Genomic DNA, 18,949 nt, shown 5'->3' with positions numbered 1-18,949 from the left:
ATGTCTCTCAGTATCATAGGTTTTTGCGTCGTCAAACCTCGAACCGACATCACCTACATCGGCTCCGCCAAATCCGTCAGGAGGCACCCCTCTCGCCTGTTTTCGGCAATGACTCCTGCGCATCCGAGCGGCGGCGTCGCGGCATATCCCCGAACAAGCCGCCAGGACGCATCAAGAGGATGATACAGAGCATGACGCCGATCGCCACGATCTGCAGGGATGCGGCCCGCGCCTGCTGTTCCGGCGAGACGAGCGCACTCGTCAATGCGCCGGAGCCTGCCCATATCGCCCAGACCACGACGCTGCCGATAACCGCGCCTTTATTGCTACCCGAGCCACCGACGATCAGCATGACCCAGACCTGGAAAGTTAGGATCGGAACGTAATTATCCGGCGCGATAAAGCCGATGAAATGGGCCTGCAGGGCGCCGGCAAGCCCCATGATGGCGCCGCCGACGGCGAAGGCCTGGACGCGATAGAAGCGGGCGCTCTTGCCGAGCGAAACGGCGGCGCGCTCGTCCTCGCGCAGCGCCTTCAGCACGCGCCCCCAAGGGCTGCGCGACAGATGCTCGAGCGCCAGATAGACGATCAACAACACCACAACCACGACGCCGAGATTGGCGAAGTTGAAAAGCAATGGCGTTTCAGCAAGGCTGGCGAAAGGACGCGGTATAAAGCCGATGCCGAAGGGGCCACCGGTCAGGCCCTGCGCATTCAGCGCCACAAGCTGGACGACGACAGCCACGCCGAAGGTGGTGATCGCGAGATAGTCCGACTTCAACCGCAACGTCGCGACCCCGATGATAGCGGCGGCAAGACCGGCAACAACCATCGCGCCGAGCCAGCCGACAGCAATCGGCAGATCGAACCCGCCGAGGCGGCCTGCGGACTCCGGCGTCGTCAGAAGCGCCGACGTATAGGCACCGATGGCGACAAAACCGGCAAGACCGACGTTGAAGAGACCGGTCAGACCCCATTGCAGGTTCAGCCCAAGGGTGATGAAGGAAAAGATCAGCGCCGTCGTCAGAAAGAATGCGCCATAGCCGAGAATATCCATCATCGTTCCCTTACTCCGAAAAGGCCGATGGGCCGGATGAACAGCACCGCCATCAGGATGATGAACGAGACGGCGGCGCGCCATTCCGCCCCGATGAGCTGAACCGCACCGGCCTCGGCAAGACCGATGATCAGGCCGCCAAGGACAGCGCCCGGCACGCTGCCGATGCCGCCGAGAATGGCCGCAGCAAACATCGGCAGCAGCATGTCGAAGCCCATCAGCGGGCGGATCTGCACGAGAATGCCGATCATGACCCCGGCAACGCAGGCCAAGCCCCCGCCGATCAGCCAGGTGACGCGGACCACCTTGGCCACATCGATGCCGACGACACGCGCAAGTGCCGGGTTCTGGCTAAGTGCCTGCATGGAGCGGCCCGTTTGGGTTTTCGTGATCAGTATATGCACGCCGAGAACGAGCAATGCCGTGACGATCAGAAGCACGATCTGGTCGGGCGTGATGCGAATGCCGAAGCCGACGGGCATGGCGATCTGAATGGCGCGGCTGAAATAGGTCGGCCGCGAGGTGAAGAGGAATTCGAGCAGGCTGCGCAGGGCCATGGAAGCGCCGAAGCTCGCCATGACCACGATGATCGACTGCCCCTTGGATCGAAGCCTGGAAAACAGGATCTTGTCCAGAGACAGAGCGAGCAGGCCGGTGAAGCCCATGGCGATAATGACCGCCACGATTAACGGCCAACCGAAGGACAACGGCCCGATCGGCGCGACCTTGCCGAAGATCGCGCCGATGGCGCTGACGACAGCCAGCGTCGCATAGGTGCCCCAGGCCATGAAATCGCCATGGGCGAAATTCGAGAAGCGCAGGATCGAGTACGTCAGCGTCACGCCGATGGCACCAAGGCCGATCATCGAGCCTGTCAGCAGGCCGTCGACGATGAATTGCAGGTTCATGCCGCACCTCCTGCTTTAGAGACGGTTGGGCGTTGGCCGAGATAGAGTTCGGCGACAACAGGGTCGTTCCACAGCTCCGATGCTACCCCCTCATGCCTGTCCTTACCCTCGACGAGGACATAGGCTCGGTCGCCGATCGAAAGGGCAGCCTTGGCATTCTGCTCGACCAGAAGAATGGTGACGCCCGACTTGCGGATATCGGTCAGCATCTCAAAGACCATCGAGACAAATTTTGGCGAAAGACCAGCGGAGGGCTCATCAAGCACGAGGAGCTTCGGATGCACGATGAGGGCGCGCGCGACGGCCAGCATCTGCCGCTGCCCGCCCGAGAGATTTCCCGCTGCAATGCGGCGATGACGAGCCAGATCCGGAAAGGTCGTATACATTTCCTCGATACGGGCAGGCACTTCCTTCGCCTTGAGGATGCCGCCGGCAACTTTAAGGTTGTCGTCCACCGACATAAGCGGGAAGACGTTTTCTGTTTGCGGCACGAAGGCCAGACCGAGCCGCACCATGGTGTGAGCAGGCGCACCCGTGATATCCTTACCGGCTAGCTCCACCTTGCCGCTTTCGATCGGAACCAGGCCCGCAATTGCCTTGATAAAGCTCGACTTTCCGGCGCCGTTGGGCCCAAGGACGACGACAATCTCCTTTTCGGCGACCTTGATCGAAGCGCCACGCACGATCGGCACGCCGGGCTCGTAACCGGCGACGAGATCGCGAACAATGAGGACGGGCTCGCTCATGCAGCGCCTCCCAGATAGGCTTCGATGACGCGCGGATCGCGGGCCACCTCATCCGGCGTACCCTCGCAAAGGAGCTGGCCGCTCGCCATGACGAGGACGCGATGGCACAGGCGCGTGACCATATCGATATTGTGCTCGATCAGAAGAAAAGTGACGCCGCGCTGGTTGATGTCGCGGATGCGGTCGATGATCGTCTCAAGAAGCGTCGCGTTGACGCCGGCTGCCGGCTCATCCAGCAGAATGAGCGCGGGATCGGCCATCATCACGCGGGCAAGCTCCAGAAGCTTGCGCTGGCCACCCGAGAGCACCCTCGCAGGCTCATGCGCCAGCCGTGTCAGGTGGACCAGATCGAGCAACTCCATGGCCTTCGCCCGGGCCGCCTTCTCCTGCGTAGCAACCTTCATGGGACGCAGAAAATTCGACAGCAGCCGCTCCCCGGACTGCCCCTGGGCAGCGAGCATGACATTGTCGAGAAGCGTCAGATTGGGAAAAGGACGTGGAATCTGAAACGTTCGGCCGAGGCCGAGGCCGATACGGCGATGAGCCGCCTCGCCTGCAACCGACGCGCCGTTCAAACTGATTTCGCCGCTGCTCGGCGCAACGCTGCCGGCCAGCAGATCGAACATCGTCGTCTTGCCGGCGCCATTGGGGCCAATGAGGCCCAGAATTTCGCCTTGCCGTATCTGGAATGAAACGTCGTTGACGGCGGTGACGCCGCCGAAACGCCGCACCACATTCCTGGCGCTCAGAACAGGCCGGGCTTCCTCCCCTTGCCGTTCACTTGTCGTACTCATGAGATCCCTCTGGTCGGGAAACGGTCAATGCCGCACCCTGATTATTTGATTTGTGATCACACTTGCATTGATCACGCTAATCAGCTTTAATCTTCTCCGCAAGCCAAAAAGGGATTTCGAATGCAAAAGGCCGCCGCCGAAAAGAGCGATCCGATTGCCGCACAGCTTGCGCCCGTTGGCCGTGAGACCGTTCAGGATCGTGTCTATTCCGAGCTGCGCCGTGCTTTGATCGGCGGCCTGTTCGAACCCAGCCAGGTGTTGACGATCCGGGGGCTGGCCGATGCGCTGATGACCAGCACCATGCCGGTGCGCGAAGCTCTCGGGCGACTGATCACCGAAAAGGCGCTGGAAGCCCTCCCCAACCGCTCCGTGCGCGTGCCGCCCATCACGCTGGAGCGCATGGACGACCTCTTGCGCGCCCGCATCCTGATCGAGGGCGAGGCTATTGCGTTGGCGGCGACCCGCATGACCGCAAAGCAGATCTCGACCATCGAGACCATGCTCGGCGAATGGGACGAGATGCGCGCGCTGAAGCAAAAGAAGGATGTCGACCGCGAGGTGACGCTCAACCAGGCCTTCCATTTCGAAATCTACCGCGCCTGCGGCTCGGCCGTCTTGATCCCGATGATCGAGAGCCTGTGGCTGCAATCGGGGCCATGCATCCGCGTCGCCATCTACGCTTTCTCGGATGCCGGCGAAGTCGACACGGCCCATTACCACCGCACCATCGTCAAGGCACTTGCCAGACAGGACGCCAGGGAGGCTCGCGAAGCACTGGTCGCCGACATCAGCCGCCCCTTCGTGTTCCTGCGTAACAAACTGGAAGCCGATTCCAAGAAAGGCACCTCCGCATGAGCCAACGCGCCATCAAGATTTCCGAACCACGCTCCGGCCTTAGCGTCTTCGCACCACTTCTCGACGCCAAGGCGCCCGATAACGCCGCCTTCCTCTGGAGTTATCTGAGCGAGCCCCGCATCGTTCCCGGCATTCATGCGATGTGGACCGGACCGGAAATTTCCTGCCCGATCCCTGCAGCACACCTGAAGGGCGCCTCCTATGCCGCTGCACTGCCGGCTGAAAACGCGACGCTGACGCCGCAGCCCGGCGATATCGTGCTGAGCTACGTTCCGCCGCGCATGTGGGGCGGCAATCCCGATGCGATCTTCGACATCGGCCTGTTCTATGGACCGGGTGCGCGGCTGCTCTTCCCCATCGGCTGGCTTGCCGGCAGCGTCGTCGCGCAGGTCCGGCCAGAGGAGCGCGAGCAGTTCGCCGCCGCCTGCGGCATCATCCGCCGCAACGGTGCCTGCGACGTGACGTTCGAGCGCGCGGAGATCTGAGATGGCAACGGAAGCCGACGACAGTTTCGAACTCTTCGATCTTCGTGTCGAGGCCGTCATCCCCGAAGGCAAGCCGATCTATTGCGGCGCCAAGGCCGGTGACTATTTCGAACTCAAGGGCGAAATGCTCTCGCTGCCACCGGGCCAGGGCTTCTCGATCTACTCCATTTCCGCCGTGCTGCCCTTACTGGCGGCGAAACAGCGACCGACCCACAAGAATGACTGGATGACCTCGGACGCGGAAATCGCCTGCCCCGACCCGAACTGCGCGAGCCGGCTGCGGATCGTCAGGACGGGCAAGCGGCGGTTCAGCCATGCCGAAACAACGGCCGTGCCGTTGCCCGAAGGAGAATGAAGACAGATGCATGCCCAGACCTTCGAACTGAGCCCCGGATACAGGATTTCGCGCGTCATCCGCGGCGGCTGGCAGCTGGCCGGAGGCCATGGCGCCGTCGATCGATCGCAGGCCGTCACCGATCTGATCGCTGCCTTCGATGCCGGTATCCGCACCTATGACTGCGCCGATATCTATACCGGCGTCGAGGAGCTGATCGGCGAGGCGCGAGAGCGGCTTTTCAACGAGCGTGGCGCCGAAGCGGCAAAAGCCATGAAGGTGCACACCAAGCTTGTGCCGGATCTGGAGAAGCTTGCCACCATCGACCGTGACTATATCGGCGGCATCGTCGACAAGTCGCTGCGCAAGCTCAAAACCGAGCAGATCGATCTCGTCCAGTTCCACTGGTGGGACTATGCATTGCCCGGCTATCTCGACGCGCTTGGCTGGCTTGACGAGATGCGCCGCGAAGGCAAGGTGCGCAATGTCGGCACGACGAACTTCGACACGCCGCATATCGCCGAAATCCTCAATGCCGGCATCCCCCTGGTCAGCCAGCAGCTGCAATATTCGGTTCTCGACCAGCGACCCACCCATGGGCTCGCGCAACTCGCCGGGGAAAACAACGTCAAATTCCTCTGCTACGGCTCTGTGGCCGGCGGCTTCCTCAGCGACAAATGGCTGGGACAGCCCGAGCCGGAGATGCCGCTCGAAAACCGGTCGCTGGTCAAATACAAGCTGATCATCGACGATTTCGGCGGTTGGGACCTGTTCCAGTCGCTGCTCGGCACGCTGAAGACAATCGGCGCGCGGCACGGTGTCGACATCGCCACCATCGCCAGCGCCTGGGTGCTGGAGCAGCCGCTCGTCGCCGCCGTGATTGTCGGCGCCCGCAATCAGGCGCACGCCCTCGCCAACGCGAAGATCATGGATATCGAACTATCCGACGAAGACCGCCGGCAGATCGCAGCGATCATCGACCGAGCCCGTGGGCCGGAAGGCGATGTCTACACACTGGAACGCGACCGCACCGGCCGGCACGGTTCGATCATGCACTACAACCTGAATGCGGGGAAGAAATGAGCCAGGGTTCACCACTATTCGAGAAGGCCAGTGCCGAAGTTCTTGATTTCCATCGCTTCTTCGAAGCCTGGTACGACGCTGCAACCGCCGACAGCACCGATTTCGGCCGCTGCGAGCGCACCTTCGGCGGGGCCTTTCACATGATCCCGCCGACCGGCCGCATGTTCGACCGCGCCGAGACCATAGAGCTCATCCGTGCAAATCGGGCGACGTTTCAGGGCAACTTCACCATCGATATCTCAGATATCCGCGCGAGCTACGAAACCGGGGACACCATCGTCCTGACTTATGTCGAAGCCCAGTCGCGCGCCGGCAAGTACAGCCGGCGCCAGGCAAGCGCGCTCTTTACCGCAAGTTCATCGGCACCCAACGGCGTCGAATGGCAGCATCTGCATGAAACCTGGTTGCAGATGCCGGACAACTGACAGGTTCTCAAAAACCAAAATGAAAATCGTTGACCGAACAAGGGGAACAAAGATGAAAAAAACGATATTTCAGATCACCACGGCCCTGGCTCTTCTGGCCGCGGCCGGTGCCGCCAATGCTGCCGACTGCAAGGTGACCGTCGGCCTGGTGATGGAACTGACCGGCCCGGCCGGCGAATACGGCCAGGCGGGTGCCAAGTCCGTCGAGATGGCCTTCCGCGACATCAATGCCGCCGGCGGTGTGCATGGCTGCGATCTGGCCACGGATACCCGCGACAGCCAGAGCCAGGGCAATGTCGCCGTCGATGCGGCGACACAGCTCGTGCAGGTCAAGAAGGTGCCGGCCATCATCGGCGGCATCATCTCTTCGGTGACGATCCCGATCCTGACTTCGGTGACCGCACCTGCCAAGATCGTGCAGGTATCGCCTGCCGCCTCCTCGCCGACGCTGACGGCGCTCGGCCGCGACGGCAAGACCAACGGCATCTTCTTCCGCACCATCACCTCGGATTCTCTGCAGGGTATCGCGGCGGCGAAATATGCCATCGACAAGGGCTTCAAGAAGCTGGCGATCATCCATGTCAACAGCGACTTCGGCGTCAACATGGTTGCGGAATTCTCCAAGGCCTACAAGGCGCTCGGCGGCACGATCGTCTCGACCACGCCCTATAATGAGAAGCAGTCGAGCTACGCCTCGGAAGTCACCGCCGGCATGGCCGGCAGCCCGGATGGTCTCTATCTGGTCAGCACGCCGGTCGACGGCGCAACCATTGCCCGCACCTGGATCTCGCAGGGCGGCCCGCAGAAATTCCTGCTCAATGACGGCATGAACAGCCCGGACTTTATCGATTCCGTCGGCGCCGATTACCTGAAGGATGCCTACGGCACCTCCTCGGGCACCACCCCGACGCCATCGACCGACTATTTCAACAAGAACTACAAGGAATTCTCGGGCATCGAACCCTCCAATCCGGCCGCCGACCGTGCCTATGATGCCGGCGCCATCGTCGGGTTGGCCCTGGCGATCGCCGGCGACGACACATCCAAGTTGAAGGATGCGATGTTCAAGGTCGTCGATCCGAAGGGCACGCCGATCTATGCCGGCAAGGAGGAGTTCGCCAAGGCCCTCGATCTCATCAAGGATGGCAAGCCGATCCGCTACGAGGGCGTCATCGGGCCGGTTTCCTTCGATCAATATGGCGATATCACCGGCCCGTTCCGTCTCTGGAAGATCGCCGACGGCAAGGTTGCGACCGATGGCGAACTGTCGATGGATGACGTCTCGTCGCTCAAGGACAAGATCAAGTAAGCTCAGCGTCCTCACCTTACAAAACTGCGAGGCGTTTCGATCGGAGCGCCTTGCCTCTGAAAACTCCTGAGCAATCTCTTTCGGTGGCTGGCATATCGGGCCGGCTATCTGGCGTAGGTTTTGGAAGAATATCCGCGAATGTCTAGCCATATTGCTCGCCCCACCAATCCGACGCTTTGGACACTGACGGCCGGCCCTGCCCCTGAGCTTGCTCACGGGGCACCGTCGCGTTGCGATGTTGTCGTGATCGGCGGCGGCTTCACCGGGCTGACGGCCGCGCTCCATCTTCTCCGCGCCGGCCGCTCCGTCACCGTTCTCGAGGCTGCGCGGTTGGGGGCCGGCGCAAGCGGCATGAATGCCGGCTTTGTGGTCCCAAACTTTGCCAAGGCAGATCCAGCCACGGTTCGTCAGAAGCTGCCCCGCGACAAGGCGGATGCCCTCCTGTCGCTCGTCGGAACGGGCGCCGATCAGGTCTATGCGACGATCGCAGAAGAAGGGATTGCCTGCGACGCAGCGCAAACCGGCTGGCTGCAGCCGGCCTATGGCGAGGACATGGCGGATGTTCTGAGGCAACGCGCCCGCGACTGGGCAGAGCTCGGCCGTCCCGTCGAATTCCTCGATGCGCACGAGATCCAGGCCGAGACGGGAATGGAGATCTATTCCGGCGGGTTGATCGATTATTCCGGCGGGACCATCCATCCCCTGAATTATCTCTACGGCCTGGCGCAGGCCGTAACCCGGCGCGGCGGCACTATCTGCGAAGAGAGCCTGGTCGAGAAGATCGTTCGGCTAGGCAAAGGCTGGCTGATCACCTTCGCTGATAAGGAGATCGAGGCGGATCAGGTCATTCTCGCCACCAATGCCTTTACCGGCGGCATCGCATCGCGCATGGGGCGCACCGGCGTGCCGCTCCGGGTCTACCAGGTGGCAACCAAGCCGCTCGACGCAGAAACCGTCGCGCGCATTGCGCCCCACCGTCGGCCGGTTGGCGACACCCGTTCCAATCTCTTCACCTACCGGCTGGATCGCGACAACAGGCTGATTAGCGGCGGCATGGCCATCAACCCGATAGGTGCCTTCGAGCGGGTTGGGCGGGCCGTCGTCGATCGCCTGGTGTCTGAACTCCACCTTCCCCGCCACCCGCGCGTAGAGATCGTCTGGACCGGCGTTGCCATCATGACGCCGGACTTCCTGCCGCATCTTTATCGTTTCGGCGACGGCTTTTTCGGCGGTATCGGCTGCAATGGCCGGGGTATCGCGATGACGGCGCAGCTGGGTTGGGTGCTTGCCAGACTGGCGCTTGACGAACCTGCCGCGTCCCTGCCGATCCCTCTCAAAACTGCGCGCGCCTTACCTTTTCATGGGTTTACTCCCCTCGTCGCCTCGCTCGTGCTTGCACATGCCCGTTTTGACGACTGGCGAACGAGCCGGCTTTGACCGGCAGACGCAGGCAATCCTCATCTGCGATATGACTCCCAACGCAGATATTATCTATTCATTCTATAGATAAAGAAAACACGAACCGGGCACCTCGGTAAAAACGAAATGGCTTTCCTCGTAGCGCGCCTTTGAATGCTGCATCGTGGCGCCGAATGAAATCGGAGTCGGCCCATGAACGCGCAATTGCACCATCTCAACTCGACGCATCCGCAGGCCACGTTGCTGGAGACGGAACAGCAGGCGCTGGCTGTGGCACGCGAGCTTGCCGCGCATTTTGCCGCCGCGGCCTCCGACCGCGACAGCGAAAGGCAGCTTCCCTTCGCCGAGATGGATATTCTGGCGCAATCGGGATTGCTGGCGATCACGGTTCCCGAGGAATATGGCGGCCTGGATGTCTCGAATGCCACGCTAGCGGAAATCACCGCCATTCTGGCGCAAGCAGATGGCTCGATCGGCCAGATCCCGCAGAACCATTTCTACATCCTTGAAGCATTGCGCGTTGATGGCTCGGAAGATCAGAAGCGTTACTTTTTCGGCCGTGCCCTGGCCGGCGACCGCTTCGGCAATGCGCTATCGGAACGCGGCACGAAAACGGTCGGCCACTATAATACCCGTATCACCCGTGACGGCCCCGGCTACCGCATCAATGGACGGAAATTCTATTCGACGGGCGTTCTCTTCGCCGATTGGGTCACCGTCTTCGCCCTTGATGAAAGCGACAAGCTGGTCATGGCCTTCGTTCCCAAGGGAACCGAAGGCATCGATATTATCGACGATTGGGATGGCTTCGGCCAGCGCACCACCGGCAGCGGCACCACGGTCCTCAACAATGTCTATGTGAACGCCGACCATGTCGTCCTTCATCACAAGGGTTTCGAAAGGTCGACGACAATCGGCTCGGTCGGGCAGATCATCCATGCCGGTGTAGACCTTGGCATAGCCAGAGCCGCCTTTGCCGAAACGCTGGATTTCGTGAAAACCAAGTCGCGCCCCTGGATGGATAGCGGCGTGGAGCACGCGTCGGAAGACCCGCTGACGATCGCCAAGATCGGACAAATAGCAATCCGGCTGGAAGCCGCGACCGCGACCATCGAGCGCGCCGGCCGAAAGGTGGATGCGGCCCAGGTCGAAACAACAGAAAAGAGGGTGATAGAAGCAACGCTGGCGGTCGCCGCGGCGAAGGTGCTGACGACGGAAATCGCCATCGAAGCGACGAATACGCTGTTCGAACTGGCCGGGACGTCGTCCGTCAAGCTGGACCTCAACCTCGACCGCCACTGGCGCAACGCCCGCACCCATACGCTTCATGATCCCGTGCGCTGGAAATATCACGTCGTTGGCAACTATCATCTGAACGACGTCATCCCCCCGAAGAATGGCGCGCTCTGACCGAGGGGGAAGCGTCTTCCCATTTATTGGTATAGCCAGTCATCAAATGCCCAGAGACGGCGGCTTGAGAGCGTAAGAGCGCCCGCAAGTCGCCGCCGCGGGTTGCTGGTCGTTAATGGGCTTCGGCCGGGATCAGCGGAACCTCGGTGCCGCTGGCATCAAAGAGCCTGCCGTTCAGGAAATAGTCACCGTCATGGAGAACCGCGATATCCTGATACCGGATCAGACGCTCGGTTCCGGCAACGAATACCGACTGCTGATCCGAGTTACCTATTTTCAGATGGTTGAACAGCAGGTTCAGGGTAATGGCCATCAAGGCCGCAGAGCTGATGCCGGAGTGGAAAATCGTGATGACCCAGGCCGGAAAATGTTCATAGAAGGTCGGCGATGCGATCGGGATCATTCCGAAGCCGATCGAGGTCGCGACGATGATGAGATTCATGTTGTTCTCGTAATCGACCTTGGCGAGGGTTCGGATCCCGCTCGCGGCAACCGTTCCGAACAGGACGAGCCCCGCGCCGCCGAGGACGGAGCTGGGAACCGCCGCCACGATCCGGCCCACCACCGGCAGCAGCCCGAGAGCGACAAGAAAGAGCCCGCCAGTCGCCACCACATAGCGGCTCTTGATGCCGGTCACCGCGACGAGCCCGACATTCTGGGCAAAGGCGCTCTGCGTGAAGGAACCGAAGAACGGCGCTAGGATGCTCGACAGCATATCGGCGCGCAGACCGTCGCCAAGCCGACGTGCATCGACCTTGGTGCCAACGATTTCGCTCACCGCAAGAATATCGGCTGAGGTCTCGACGAGCGTCACCATGATGACGATGAACATCGAGATGATCGCGGCCGCATCAAAGATCGGATAACCAAAGTGGAAGATTTTCGGCAGGGCGATGAAAGGCCCATTCGCTACCTGCGAGAAATCAGTCAGGCCCGAGACATAGGCTATGCCGGTGCCGATGATGATGGCCAGCAGGATCGAGAGCCGCGATATGGACGCGCTGCCGAGCTTGCTCAGCAGCAATACGATCACGAGCGTTGCGGCGGCGAGCTGGATATTGGCCTGACTGCCGAAATCCGGAGCGCTCCTGTTGCCGCCCATTGCCCAGTTTGCAGCGACCGGCATGAGCGTAAGGCCAATCGTCGTAATGACGATGCCGGTGACGAGCGGCGGAAAGAAGCGCGTGATGCGCGAAAATACCGGCGTGATCGCCAGACCCAGGAAGGAAGCCGCGATAACCGCGCCGAGGACGGACTGGATTCCTCCATGTCCGGTGATGGCGATCATCGTTGCGACGCCGGAAAAGGATACGCCCTGTACGAGAGGCAGACGGCTGCCGAAGAACGGCACTCCGATCGTCTGCAGGATGGTTGCCAGGCCGCCAGCAAACAACGAAGCCGTCACCAGCAGGCCTATGTCCGATGCCGAAAGACCCGATGCCTGTCCGAGGATCAACGGAACGGCGACGATGCCGCCATACATCGTCAGAACATGCTGAAGCCCATAGGCCAGATTGGCGCCGAGGCTGAGCTTTTCATCCTCAGGGGATAGATGCGTGGTATTTTCCTCTGTGGTTGCTGCCAAGGTAAACTCCTCCATACCTTTGCGTTTCTCATTTCCTCCGAACGAGAAATACAGGTTACGGTGCTCAACCCCGCATGACTTTATAGAAAAATGCGAAACACCTTATGGAAGCGCTGGCAATCGGCCCGTCCTGCCGGCCTACGATACCGCACCGGCAGGATGGATATGATGGCCGCATGGGCGGCGCCGAAGGCAGTTAGCTGTAGAGGCTGACCTCGGGAATTTTGTCGTTGAGAACGAATTCACCGACTTCCTTGGCTTTGTAGAACACCGGGTCGTGCAGTGTATGTGTCCGCACATTACGCCAGAAGCGATCGAAGCGAAACTTCTCGGCCGTCGAGCGCGCACCGGTGAGCTCGAAAACGCGATTGGTCACGTCGAGTGCAACATGCGTGGCGTTCACCTTCGCCGCATAGGCTTCGGCCGCAGCTTCGCCGCGTTCGCGCGCGGTCGCCTTGTGTCCCTTGGCAAGACCGGCCTGAACGATAGCGGCTGCGCTGTCGGCAAGCGCCGCCGACGCCTTCAAAGCAGCCGTCAGCTCGCCGACGCGTTCGAGAATATAGGGATCATCCGCTGCCCGCTCGACACCGGAGGTCACCCAAGGCCGCGTGGTCGTGCGGACATAATCGACCGCTTCGCGCAAAGCGCCTTCAGCGGTTCCGAGATAGAAATTGACGAAAACCAGCTGGATGAGTGGCGTATTGAATGTCGCCAATACGGGCGCTGCGCCGCCACTCGTTCCGACCTTGTCCAGATCCTCTTCGTAGACGGGGAAGTCATGGAACTCGACGCTGCCGCTGTCGGACAGGCGCTGGCCGAAGTTGTCCCAGTCGTCATTGGCCTTATAGCCTGCCCGGCTTGTGGGGACGGCAAAGCCGACAATCTTGTCGTCAAGCGCCGCGTTGGCGTTGATGTAGTCGGAGACATGCGCGGCCGTGGAGAAGGATTTGCGCCCATTCAGAACATAGCCGTTACCACGGCGGGAGAGTACTAGGCCGGGATCGCGCGGATTGACGGCAGCACCCCAATAGAGGCTGTTGGCGACCGTCTTGTTGCCGAGTTCCTGGGCGCGCGCCTCATCGAAACCCCAATAGACGTATTGGCTGTTGACATAGTGATAGCCGAGAAGCTGGCCTATGGAGCTTTCGCCGCGGGCAAGGATACGCGTCAGCCGCAAGCCATCGACCCAATCGAGGCCACCACCGCCGATCTCCGGCGCATGCAGCGCGTTCAGCAATCCGGCATTCTTCAGCTTGACGATTTCGCCAAGCGGTGGCCGGCCCTCCCGGTCGAGTTCGGCAGCGCGCTTGGAAAGATCGGCCGAAATTTCCTCGGCGCTGGCGAAAAGGTCCTCCCGCGTGGCATTCCGATGGCCCGCAAAGACGACGTTGGACTGGCTCATGATATCACTCCGGTTCTTTGGCATGGTCCGGCGGGCACATGAGCCCGCCGGCAGTTCGAGGCGGGCAACCTAGAAAAGCTTGTTCGGGATCCAGCTTGCGGTCACCGCATCGCTCGTGCTGAAGGCCGGCACCTTCTTCGCCAGTTCCTCGATCGTCTTGACCCCGGCTGCACGCAGCGCCTCCTGCGTCAACAGTGTCGGCTTGACGCTGATCTGATGCGGAACATCCTGCCCGGCGATCTGCAGGGCAGCGGCACGAATGGAGACGGCGCCGACAACGGCAGGATTGGTGGCGACGGTCGCAACCCACGGGCTGCCGGGCTCGACGATCTCCTGGATATCGGCAGTGGAGACATCGGCCGAATAGATCTTCAGCTTGCTTGCAATGCCGAGGTCAGTGGCGGCGAGCTTCACGCCGCGGGCAAATTCGTCATAGGGGGCGAAGACAACGCTGACATCGGGATTTGCCGCCAGCGCCGCCTTTGCCTGGTCGGTCGTCGATGTTGCCGTGGTGTCGCTGACATTGCCGAAACGGGCCTTTTCGACAACACCGGCGTTTGCCTTCTTGAAGGTGTCCCAGACCTCGTTGCGGCGGTCGAGCGGCGCAAAGCCGGCAACATAGACATAGCCTGCCTTGAAGCTGGTGCCGTTGTCCTTGACGACCTGCTTCAAGGCGAGATCGGCAAGCTCGTGGTCGCTCTGCTCGACCTGCGGGATCTTCGGATTGTTGAGATTGACGTCAAAGGCGACGACCTTGATGCCCTTGTCCAGCGCCTGCTGAACGACGTCACTCAGCGATTCCGGCAGGCCGTGATCGATGACGATGCCGGAGACGCCGAGGTTGATCGCCTGCAGGATTTGCTCACGTTGCTCGGCGGCATCCTGACGGCCTGGAAAGACGCGCAGGTCGATATCGAGCGCCTTGGCCTGCGCCTCGGCACCCGCCTGATAGGCCTGGAAGAAGTCGCCAGCCGAAATATAGCTGATCAAAGCGACCTTCACGCCGCCCTTGTCGAAAGGAGCAGGAGCGCCATTCACACCGCCGGCAATCGCGGCCTGCGTGAAGAGAAACGGAATGGCGGTGGCTGACAGGGCAAGCCGTAGAAGGGACTTCATAGTAGCGAACCTCGCGTTCAATAAATCTGGAACGTCGTCTGACGGAACCCCCGCGACGTGTGCAATTATTAGATATAATCCCTATGTTTTTAGTAGAGTAAATCATCCGATTTTGGCGGTCTTCGGAGATTCTTTGTTCGTTTGAGGAAGCCTTGGCGGCAAGGCCTTGCCTTCAAAGCGAGCGTCACGTGACCGATAGCCTGATGCTCCTCGGTCGGAAATAACTGACCGCAGCCCCTACTCTATTCGTCGACTAGAAACACCGACCTGTGCTTCGGGCAGGCAACCCACGGAAATTCCCCTGTCCGCTCCGGTTTTGGAAAAACGTTCCTCCGTAAATGTCAAAATCTATCTATTTTGTATCCTATTGGAATTTATGGATTGCTGGAGAGGATGCTTTCATGACCAACGAACACACGACCGGCCTTGGGCGCCGGGATATTCTGAAACTGACCGCTGCCGGAGCAGCGCTGGCAACCGCCGGGCTCATTTCGAGCAAGGCAGCGGCTGCCGACGACGCCCTGTCCCTGAAAGGCAAGCGCATCGCCATCAGCGCCACCGGCACCGACCACTATTTCGATCTGCAAGCCTATAATGCCCAGATCGACGAAGTGAAGAAGCTCGGCGGCACGCCGATCGCCGTTGATGCCGGCCGCAACGACGGCAAGCTGGTGTCGCAGCTGCAGACGCTGATCGCGCAGCGGCCGGATGCGATCGTCCAGATCCTCGGCACCTTGAGCGTCATCGATCCGTGGCTGAAGAAGGCACGGGATGCGGGCATTCCCGTTCTGACCGTCGATGTCGGTTCCACCAATTCGATCAACAACACCACATCCGACAACTGGGGCATCGGCAAGGATCTGGCGCTGCAGCTCGTCTCCGATATTGGCGGCGAAGGCAATATCATCGCCTTCAACGGCTTCTACGGCGTCACGCCCTGCGCGATCCGCTACGATCAGCTTGTCAATGTCGTCAAATACTTCCCGAAGGTGAAGATCATTCAACCTGAACTGCGGGATGTCATTCCCAACACGGTCCAGGACGCCTTCACCCAAATCACCGCTATCCTCAACAAATATCCGGAAAAGGGTTCGATCAAGGCCATCTGGTCTGCCTGGGATATTCCGCAGCTCGGCGCCACGCAGGCGCTTGCCGCCGCCGGCCGCACGGAAATCCGCACCTATGGCGTCGACGGCAGCCCGGAAGTGCTGCAGTTGGTCGCCGATCCGAACTCGCCTGCTGGCGCCGATGCAGCCCAGCAACCGGCGGAGATCGGCCGCACCGCGATCCGCAACGTCGCCAAGCTGCTCGCAGGACAGACCCTGCCGCGCGAGACCTACGTACCTGCTCTCCTCGCCAACAAGGGCAACGTCGCCGACATCGTCAGAAGCCTCGGTATCGGCTGATACGTGAACCGGCGATGCGGCTTTGGCCGCATCGTCCCGCTTGATGCGAGGGCCTTTTCCAATGACAGCAACCACGCCTGCGGCAGACAATCAGGACCACGTCGTCCGCTTCGATCGTGTCGTGAAGCGTTTCGGCGGCGCACAGGCGCTGGCCGGTGCATCGCTGACCGTGCGGCACGGCACCGTACATGGACTTGTCGGGCAGAATGGTGCCGGCAAGTCGACGCTGATCAAGCTTCTTGCCGGCCTGCACAAGCCCGATGAGGGCCGCATCGAGATCGAGGGCCGAGACTACGATCGGCTGACGCCGCATCTCTGCGAGGAACTCGGCATTCACTTCATTCATCAGGACCGGTTGCTGGTACCCACATTTACCGTGGGCGAGACGCTGTTCCTCGGCAGGGAGCTGCGCGTTGGCGGCACGCCCTTCATCGACCGCAGCGCGATGCAGCGTCGCGCCAGCGAGATTCTTGCCAATTATTTCGGCGTGGACCTGCCAAGGAATGCATTGATCAGCGAGCTTTCGACGGCGGAACAGCAGATCGTCCAGATCACCCGGGCGCTGCTGCACCAGCCGAAGCTCCTCGTCTTCGACGAGCCGACCGCCGCTTTGGTGCGGCAGGAGGCAGACATCCTTTTTCGCCTGATCCGCCGCCTGCGCAGCGAAGGCGTGACCATCATCTATATTTCGCATTATCTCAACGAAATCGAGGCCTTGTGCGACGATGTCACTGTACTGCGTAACGGTGTCGATGTCGCCTCCCTGCCGATGAGCGAGACGTCTGCAAACGGCATCGCGACCCTGATGGTTGAGCGCGATATCGGGGAGATGTTCCCAAAGCGGCAGGTGGAGCTCGGCGCTGAAATTCTCAAAGTCCGCAATCTCTCGGCAGCGAACCGCTTCCACGACATCAGCTTCACGCTGCACCGTGGCGAGATCCTCGGCGTTACCGGCTTGCTTGGCTCCGGAGCTAAGGACTTGGTGCGGACGCTGTTCGGATTGCAGGCAGCAACAAGCGGAGAGATCGATATCGAGACGCAGGCCCTGAAGCCGCGCAATCCGGTGGAGGCCGTCAACCATCAACTGGCGCTGGTGCCGGAGGATCGGCGCGGCCATGGCGTCGGCCTCGATCTCAGCGTGCGCGAGAATATCACCCTGTCGAGCCTTTCCCGCTACACCCGCTTCGGCTTTCTCAACCGCAAACGCGAGGCCAGCGATACCGACGAGCTGATCAAGCGCCTGCAGATCAAGACGTCCGGCCGCGAAGCCCTGGTTCGCACGCTCTCGGGCGGCAACCAGCAGAAAGTGGCGATCGCCAAATGGCTGAGCCGCAAGTCGGAAATCTATCTGCTCGATGAGCCCACAGTCGGTGTTGATATCGGCTCCAAGGTCGAAATCTACAACCTGATCGGCGAACTCGCCGCGCGAGGCGCCGGCGTGATCGTACTGTCGTCGGATCTACCGGAGCTGGTGGGCATTACCGACAGGATCCTCGTGCTGTTTCGCGGCCGCCTGACGCGCGAGCTGATCTCCTCACAGACCACAACGGATGAAGTGCTGTCGGCATCGACCGGCGCCGTGGAAGGATTGCGCCATGTCGGCTGATGTCCAATTTGCCTCCCTCCCCGAGGCTCCGGCCGGGCGGTCGCTGCTATCGGGCAGCAAGCTTGCAGCCGCAACCCTGCGCTTCGGCTCCTTGCTCGCTTTCCTGTCGATCCTGGTGATCTTCGCCTTGACCGCACCCTACTTCCTGACGGTCGGCAATATCGGCAATGTGCTCGGCCAGTCGGCCATTTCAGGCGTTCTCGCTATTGGATTGACGATCGTGCTCATCGCCGGCGGCTCCAACGTCGTCACCGGTGGCATCGACCTCTCACTTGCGGCCAATATGGGCCTGAGCGCCGCCGTCTATGCGACGCTGATCCAACTGGGTTTCAATGATCTTGCCGCGGGCGCGGGCGCACTTGCCACCGGACTGGCAATCGGTGCCGTCAATGCGCTGGCGATCGTGCTGGCGGGCATCGTGCCCTTGCTGGCGACGCTTGCTGTCATGAATGTCGTCGCCGGACTGGAGCTGGTTCTGACCCAGAATACCGTTCTTCCCGCCTCGACCGATTTTCTGAGCCTGCTTTCGGCCTCGGATGGCTTCGGCATACCGATCCTCGCCTATGTGCTGATCGGCTTCACGATCATCGTCACCGCCATCGTGCAATATACGCCGCTTGGCCTCAGGCTCTATGCAGTAGGTGAATTTCCCGAAGCTGCGCGCGCCGCCGGCTTGCCGCTGAAAAAGCTGGTTGCCGGCGCATTCGTCGCCAGCGGTCTCTGCGGTGGCGTCGCCGGCATTCTGTCGGTGTCCTATCTCAGCGGCAGCACCACCGGTTCCGGCGAGATGCTGCTTCCCGTCGTCGTAACCGCCCTGCTCGGCTCGGTCTTCTCGCGCCGCCTTGTGCCGACGATCGGTGGAACGCTGATTTCGACCCTGTTCGTCGGCTTCCTCATCAACGGCTTCCAGCTTTTGAACCTGCCGAGCACGCTGGTCAGCGGCGTTCAAGGCCTGCTGATCCTGATCGTCGTTTCGGCGACGACATTGCTGCGCAAACGGGAGATCTGA

At 61.1% G+C, this 18,949-nt stretch carries 18 protein-coding genes; 11 read left to right on the top strand and 7 right to left on the bottom strand.

Annotated elements, in window-relative coordinates; genetic code table 11:
• Nucleotides 1-76 precede the first annotated feature (76 nt).
• The 4 genes from BSK43_RS28350 to BSK43_RS28335 are packed head-to-tail and all read right to left on the bottom strand — an operon-like array spanning nt 77 to nt 3,505.
• A complete protein-coding gene (locus tag BSK43_RS28350) occupies nt 77-1,060 on the bottom strand; it encodes a branched-chain amino acid ABC transporter permease (RefSeq protein ID WP_077468071.1) in 984 nt (327 codons plus the stop codon).
• Entirely contained in the window at nt 1,057-1,965 is a 909-nt protein-coding gene (locus tag BSK43_RS28345) for a branched-chain amino acid ABC transporter permease (RefSeq protein WP_077468070.1), read from the bottom strand. Before BSK43_RS28345 ends, BSK43_RS28350 begins: the two co-directional genes overlap by 4 nt.
• Nucleotides 1,962-2,711 carry an ABC transporter ATP-binding protein gene (locus tag BSK43_RS28340; protein WP_077468069.1) on the bottom strand — a complete coding sequence of 250 codons (750 nt, stop codon included), beginning with the start codon at nt 2,709-2,711 and terminating at the stop codon, nt 1,962-1,964. The genes BSK43_RS28345 and BSK43_RS28340 overlap by 4 nt, the downstream gene beginning before the upstream one ends.
• Nucleotides 2,708-3,505, bottom strand: a complete 798-nt coding sequence (locus BSK43_RS28335; RefSeq protein WP_077468068.1) for an ABC transporter ATP-binding protein — start codon at nt 3,503-3,505, stop codon at nt 2,708-2,710. The genes BSK43_RS28340 and BSK43_RS28335 overlap by 4 nt, the downstream gene beginning before the upstream one ends.
• Nucleotides 3,506-3,625: 120 nt before the next feature.
• On the opposite strand from BSK43_RS28335, the gene BSK43_RS28330 reads away from it, so the two are divergent.
• The 8 genes from BSK43_RS28330 (at nt 3,626) to BSK43_RS28295 (ending at nt 10,825) form a co-directional block, all read left to right on the top strand.
• On the top strand, nt 3,626-4,360 hold the full coding sequence (locus BSK43_RS28330; RefSeq protein WP_077468067.1) for a GntR family transcriptional regulator: 735 nt from the start codon (nt 3,626-3,628) through the stop codon (nt 4,358-4,360).
• Nucleotides 4,357-4,845 (top strand): DUF3830 family protein, encoded by a 489-nt coding sequence (locus BSK43_RS28325; RefSeq protein WP_077468066.1) that lies wholly within the window; start codon nt 4,357-4,359, stop codon nt 4,843-4,845. Before BSK43_RS28330 ends, BSK43_RS28325 begins: the two co-directional genes overlap by 4 nt.
• 1 nt (nt 4,846) lies before the next feature.
• Nucleotides 4,847-5,200, top strand: a complete 354-nt coding sequence (locus BSK43_RS28320) for a TIGR04076 family protein (RefSeq protein ID WP_077468065.1) — start codon at nt 4,847-4,849, stop codon at nt 5,198-5,200.
• A 6-nt stretch (nt 5,201-5,206) separates the two neighbouring features.
• Nucleotides 5,207-6,262: an aldo/keto reductase gene (locus BSK43_RS28315; RefSeq protein WP_068393005.1), complete on the top strand. Its 1,056-nt coding sequence runs from the start codon at nt 5,207-5,209 to the stop codon at nt 6,260-6,262.
• The gene (locus BSK43_RS28310; protein WP_077468064.1) at nt 6,259-6,687 is read left to right on the top strand and encodes a hypothetical protein; all 429 of its coding nucleotides are present in this window, start codon (nt 6,259-6,261) and stop codon (nt 6,685-6,687) included. The genes BSK43_RS28315 and BSK43_RS28310 overlap by 4 nt, the downstream gene beginning before the upstream one ends.
• Nucleotides 6,688-6,739: 52 nt before the next feature.
• Nucleotides 6,740-7,996 (top strand): ABC transporter substrate-binding protein, encoded by a 1,257-nt coding sequence (locus BSK43_RS28305; protein ID WP_077468063.1) that lies wholly within the window; start codon nt 6,740-6,742, stop codon nt 7,994-7,996.
• 138 nt (nt 7,997-8,134) lie between these two features.
• Nucleotides 8,135-9,433, top strand: coding sequence for an FAD-dependent oxidoreductase (locus tag BSK43_RS28300; RefSeq protein ID WP_077468062.1), 1,299 nt, complete (start codon nt 8,135-8,137; stop codon nt 9,431-9,433).
• A gap of 174 nt (nt 9,434-9,607) precedes the next feature.
• A complete protein-coding gene (locus BSK43_RS28295) occupies nt 9,608-10,825 on the top strand; it encodes an SfnB family sulfur acquisition oxidoreductase (protein WP_077468061.1) in 1,218 nt (405 codons plus the stop codon).
• Nucleotides 10,826-10,937: 112 nt separating this feature from the next.
• On the opposite strand, the gene BSK43_RS28290 is transcribed toward BSK43_RS28295, so the two are convergent.
• The 3 genes from BSK43_RS28290 to BSK43_RS28280 all read right to left on the bottom strand — a co-directional run bounded on the left by BSK43_RS28290 (nt 10,938) and on the right by BSK43_RS28280 (nt 14,928).
• The gene (locus BSK43_RS28290) at nt 10,938-12,425 is read right to left on the bottom strand and encodes a nucleobase:cation symporter-2 family protein (protein WP_136687320.1); all 1,488 of its coding nucleotides are present in this window, start codon (nt 12,423-12,425) and stop codon (nt 10,938-10,940) included.
• A gap of 181 nt (nt 12,426-12,606) precedes the next feature.
• Nucleotides 12,607-13,812: an acyl-CoA dehydrogenase family protein gene (locus tag BSK43_RS28285; RefSeq protein WP_077468060.1), complete on the bottom strand. Its 1,206-nt coding sequence runs from the start codon at nt 13,810-13,812 to the stop codon at nt 12,607-12,609.
• Between the two features lie 69 nt (nt 13,813-13,881).
• Nucleotides 13,882-14,928, bottom strand: a complete 1,047-nt coding sequence (locus BSK43_RS28280; RefSeq protein ID WP_077468059.1) for a substrate-binding domain-containing protein — start codon at nt 14,926-14,928, stop codon at nt 13,882-13,884.
• Between the two features lie 401 nt (nt 14,929-15,329).
• Here BSK43_RS28280 and BSK43_RS28275 point away from each other — a divergent pair, with 401 nt between their 5' ends.
• From BSK43_RS28275 to BSK43_RS28265, 3 genes are all read left to right on the top strand, one after another.
• Entirely contained in the window at nt 15,330-16,334 is a 1,005-nt protein-coding gene (locus BSK43_RS28275; protein WP_136687318.1) for a sugar ABC transporter substrate-binding protein, read from the top strand.
• Between the two features lie 61 nt (nt 16,335-16,395).
• Nucleotides 16,396-17,940 carry a sugar ABC transporter ATP-binding protein gene (locus tag BSK43_RS28270; protein WP_077468057.1) on the top strand — a complete coding sequence of 515 codons (1,545 nt, stop codon included), beginning with the start codon at nt 16,396-16,398 and terminating at the stop codon, nt 17,938-17,940.
• Entirely contained in the window at nt 17,930-18,949 is a 1,020-nt protein-coding gene (locus BSK43_RS28265; RefSeq protein WP_077468056.1) for an ABC transporter permease, read from the top strand. The genes BSK43_RS28270 and BSK43_RS28265 overlap by 11 nt, the downstream gene beginning before the upstream one ends.

It is taken from the genome of Rhizobium sp. P44RR-XXIV, assembly GCF_001999485.2.
Taxonomy (GTDB): domain Bacteria; phylum Pseudomonadota; class Alphaproteobacteria; order Rhizobiales; family Rhizobiaceae; genus Rhizobium.
Note: the sequence above shows the minus strand (reverse complement) of the source record. Positions and strands in the feature narration are given on the sequence as shown.